This window comes from Promicromonospora kroppenstedtii DSM 19349, assembly GCF_000515355.1.
GTDB classification, from domain to species: domain Bacteria; phylum Actinomycetota; class Actinomycetes; order Actinomycetales; family Cellulomonadaceae; genus Promicromonospora; species Promicromonospora kroppenstedtii.
The window spans coordinates 20,533-24,126 of the sequence record NZ_KI911641.1; the positions used below are offsets into that span (position 1 = coordinate 20,533).

Annotated in this window: 3 protein-coding genes and 1 pseudogene; 1 reads left to right on the top strand and 3 read right to left on the bottom strand. The window is 73.1% G+C overall.

From position 1 onward, the window contains the following. Window positions 1-201 precede the first annotated feature (201 nt). Entirely contained in the window at window positions 202-669 is a 468-nt protein-coding gene (locus tag PROKR_RS07830; protein WP_157601957.1) for a hypothetical protein, read from the top strand. A gap of 127 nt (window positions 670-796) precedes the next feature. On the opposite strand, the gene PROKR_RS07835 is transcribed toward PROKR_RS07830, so the two are convergent. The 3 genes and pseudogenes from PROKR_RS07835 to PROKR_RS34265 all read right to left on the bottom strand — a co-directional run. Next, entirely contained in the window at window positions 797-2,980 is a 2,184-nt protein-coding gene (locus tag PROKR_RS07835; RefSeq protein ID WP_245605746.1) for a penicillin-binding transpeptidase domain-containing protein, read from the bottom strand. A 104-nt stretch (window positions 2,981-3,084) separates the two neighbouring features. Further along, window positions 3,085-3,270, bottom strand: coding sequence for a hypothetical protein (locus tag PROKR_RS07840; protein ID WP_036961621.1), 186 nt, complete (start codon window positions 3,268-3,270; stop codon window positions 3,085-3,087). A gap of 120 nt (window positions 3,271-3,390) precedes the next feature. Further along, window positions 3,391-3,594: pseudogene (locus PROKR_RS34265) on the bottom strand (RNA polymerase subunit sigma-70); the annotation flags it as partial.

A 3,594-nucleotide genomic window follows, 5' to 3' on the forward strand; every position in this document is an offset into this window, starting at 1 on the left:
CCTACGACGCCGGGCGTCCGGACCACTGCGGTGGCCCGGGCGCCCGGTTCGTGCGCCGGGCGCGGGCGCGGCGCGAACCGGACGGTGGCGTCCGGGTGAGAGCGCCGACGATTGGCCTCCGGTTGCGGGCGTGCCGCTAGACTCGCGGGCGAGTGCGGCCGAACCGCACTTTCTGACCCGATGACGTGAGGGAAGTAGATCGTGAGCACCAGTAAGACCTGGGCGGCCGTGGCCGTGGCCGCCAGTGCGCTTCTGCTGTCCGGATGCGGGGCCCTCGAGGACATGGCCAACGACTTCACGCCCTCCAGCGGAGAGGTGGAGCAGGTCGCGCCGTCCCCCGTGGCCGAGGCCCCGATCAGCACCGGCGAGTACGACCTCGTCGAGTCGTGCAGCGCGTTCTTCGCCGGTCCGCTCGTCTCGAACATCGAGCAGTCGTCCGCGATGGTCGCCGCGCCGCTGGACGAGGAGCGGACCGGCATCGTCACCGAGATCAGCAAGGCCCTCGGCCTGATCATCGGCAAGGCCGACGAGGTGAGCATCGCCCACCTCGAGGCGGTCCGCGCACCGTTCGACCAGGCGCTCGACGGCTCCATCGCCCGCCCGAAGGCCGTCATCGGCGCGATCGACGCCTACAAGGCCACGTGCCAGGAGGCCGGCTTCAAGGGCTGACCGCCCACCAGGCGCGCTGACGCGGCAGCCTCGAGCGACCGCCCGGTGCGAGCCCGACAGCAGAGCGCCTGCCCGGCTTCCCGACCGTCACCGGGGCGCCGGGCAGGCGCTCTACCTCGTTCCGGGCTCAGTTCCCCTTGAGGAACTCGTGCATCACCGGGCCGGCCGTGGTCGAGCCCAGCTCGCCCTCCTCGATGAACACGACCGCCGCCAGGTCGTCCGCGACGGCGAGCATCCAGACGTGGGCCTTGGAGCCGTCGCCGAACTGGGCGGTACCGGTCTTGGCGCCGACGATCCCGGGGATGTCCTGCAGCACGGTGGCCGAACCCTCCTCGACGACACCGCCCATGAGGTCGCGCAGCGTGGCCGCCTCGTCCTCGGTCAGGTCGCCCGCCGGCTCCGCCTCGGCGTCCTCGCCCGTCGGCTCGACGAGCCACGGCGAGACCGTGTGGCCTGCGGAGACGCTCGCCGCGACGGTCGCCATCGCGAGCGGGGTGGCCAGCACCTGGCCCTGCCCGATCATCGACGCGGCGTGCTCCGTCCCGGACGCCTCGGTCGGCACGTCGCCGAACCCGGCGGACCCGCCGAACGGCACCGTGTGGTCGGCACCCAGGCCGAGCGCCGCGGCGGCGTCGTGCAGCTGCTGCTGCGAGATCGCGTCGTGCTGCGAGATGAAGGCCGTGTTGCAGGAGTTCGCGAACACCGTGCGGAACGGCACGGCGTCCCCCATCGCGGACTGCGGGTAGCCCGGCACGTTCTTGAACTCGCGGCCCTCCACGTTGATCGTGGCGGTGCAGGGCAGGGTCGAGTCCGGTGTCGTCCCGGAGCGGAGCATCGCGAGCGACGTCGCGATCTTGAACGTGGAGCCCGGCGGGTACTGGCCCAGCGTCGCCGTGTTGAACCCCTCGGACCCCGGGCCCGAGGCCGCTGCGAGCACCGCGCCGGTCGAGGGCTTGATCGCGACGATCGCGGTCGCCAGGTCGCCGAAGTCCTCCAGCGCCGCCTGGGCGCGCAGCTGCGTCGCCGGGTCGAGCGAGATGGCCACCGGCTCGCCGTCCTGCTTCTCGATCGTGAAGGCCTCGCGGCTCCCGCCACCCTCCGCGCCCTCGGCCGGCTCGATCGTCACGGCCAGGCCGGGCAAGCCGCGGAGCTGCTCGTCGTACGCGGCCTGCACGCCGGAGAGGCCCACCATGTCACCGGCCTTGATCGTGCCCTCCGACTCCTTGACGATCTCCTCGGTGGCCTCACCGACCGTGCCGAGCACGGCCCGCGCGAAGTCCCGGTCGCGCGCGAGGGGGATCTCGTCCGGGATGCCGACCACGCCGTCGATCGCCATGGCGGCCTCGAAGTCGTACTCCGGGTCGTTGTCGCGGATCGTGATGACGTCGATGAACGCCTTCGCGCCCGCGGACTGCACCTGCGCAGCGATGTCGTCGGTGGTCGACTGGTCGAAGCCGAGCACCTCGCCGAGCTGCGCGGCGGCCGTCTCCCAGCCCGGGCGGGTCTTGTCGATGCCCACGCGGTGCACGGGGGTGAGCCCCACGATGGTCTCGCCGCTCGTCGTCACGATGTCGCCGCGCACCGGCTCGGTGCGCTCGACGGCGAGCCGCTCGCCCGCCTCCAGGCCCGGCGCCAGCACGCCGAGGTCCCAGGCGGCCTCCCACTTCCCGGCCTCGCCGTCGGCCGGGCCAGGGTAGGTCAGCTGCGCGACCGTCTCGTACTCCCAGGCCTCCTCGCTGGCCATGGGCCAGGTCCACGTGAAGGTGGCGGTGGCCGTAGCGGTCCCGCCGTCGCCCTCCTCCAGCGGGGTGACGCTCTTGAGCGCCACGGTCCCCGCGTCCTCGCCGACGGCGGCCACGAGCTGCTCGAACACGGCGGCGTACTGCTCGTCGGGCGAGGCGGACGTGTCCATCGTCAAGGGGAAGTCCGCGGGCGTGCCCGCCTGGAGCGCGGCCGCGAGCTCCTCGGCGGCGGGCTCCGGGTCGGGGATCGGCGGCGGGCGCAGCAGGAACCAGGCGCCGATGCCGGCGCCGAGCAGCACGAGTACCACGGCGACGATGATCAGCGCGCGCCGTCCGTTGCGCCGAGGCGGGTCACCCCCGGGCTGACCGCCGACCCCTGGGACCACGGGCGGCGGAGGGCCGGGCACGTTCTGGACGGGCACGTACTGGCCGGGCATCGTGTCGCCGGACGGCGGACCGGGCGGGGGCGGCGGACCGCCGGCCGGAGGCACCGTGTCGTACCCACCTGGCGGGGGCGGAACCTGCGCATGACCGTCCGCGGGCAGATGGGGTGATTGGTGTCCGCTCATGCCAAGGAGCCTAAGGGCCTGGTCATGATCGCTCAGTGTAAATTCCCGGGTGAAATGAGGCAGGGCCGCCGAACCCCCTGGATCTGCGGCCCTGCCGTCCGGCGTCACGCGTCCTGGTACCGCCAGCGGTCGCGAGGGCGCGTGGCGAGCTTGAGGTACGAGATCGTGGGTGCGGGCCGTGCGCCCGCGCGGATCCTGTGCTCGCGCCGGTTCAGGAGCTCCATGCGTCGCAGGTCACGCTCGATAGCGGCAACGTCCTTGCCGGTGATGATCGCTGTGCTGGTCGTCATGGTCGGTCCCCGTTCTCCGGCCCCCTCGTCCGGGCGCCCTCGTGGAACAAGGACGGACCGGGAGCTCGTTTCGTTGGTAGGGAGGGGCAGACCCTGCTTTCGGGACCGCCGTCGCTCACCTCACCCGGTCGCGCCGCTCCGCTCCACCAGGAAGGCCCGCACGGCAGGGTCCGTCGTCAGCGACCGGGCCTTGTCGTAGGCGGCCCGGGCGTCGTCGCCCGCGCCCAGCGTCGCCAGGAGGTGCGCGCGGGTCGCCCACAGCGGCTGGAACCGGCCCGACGCCGGGTCCGACGCCGCGATCTCGTCCAGCGCGGCCAGCCCGGC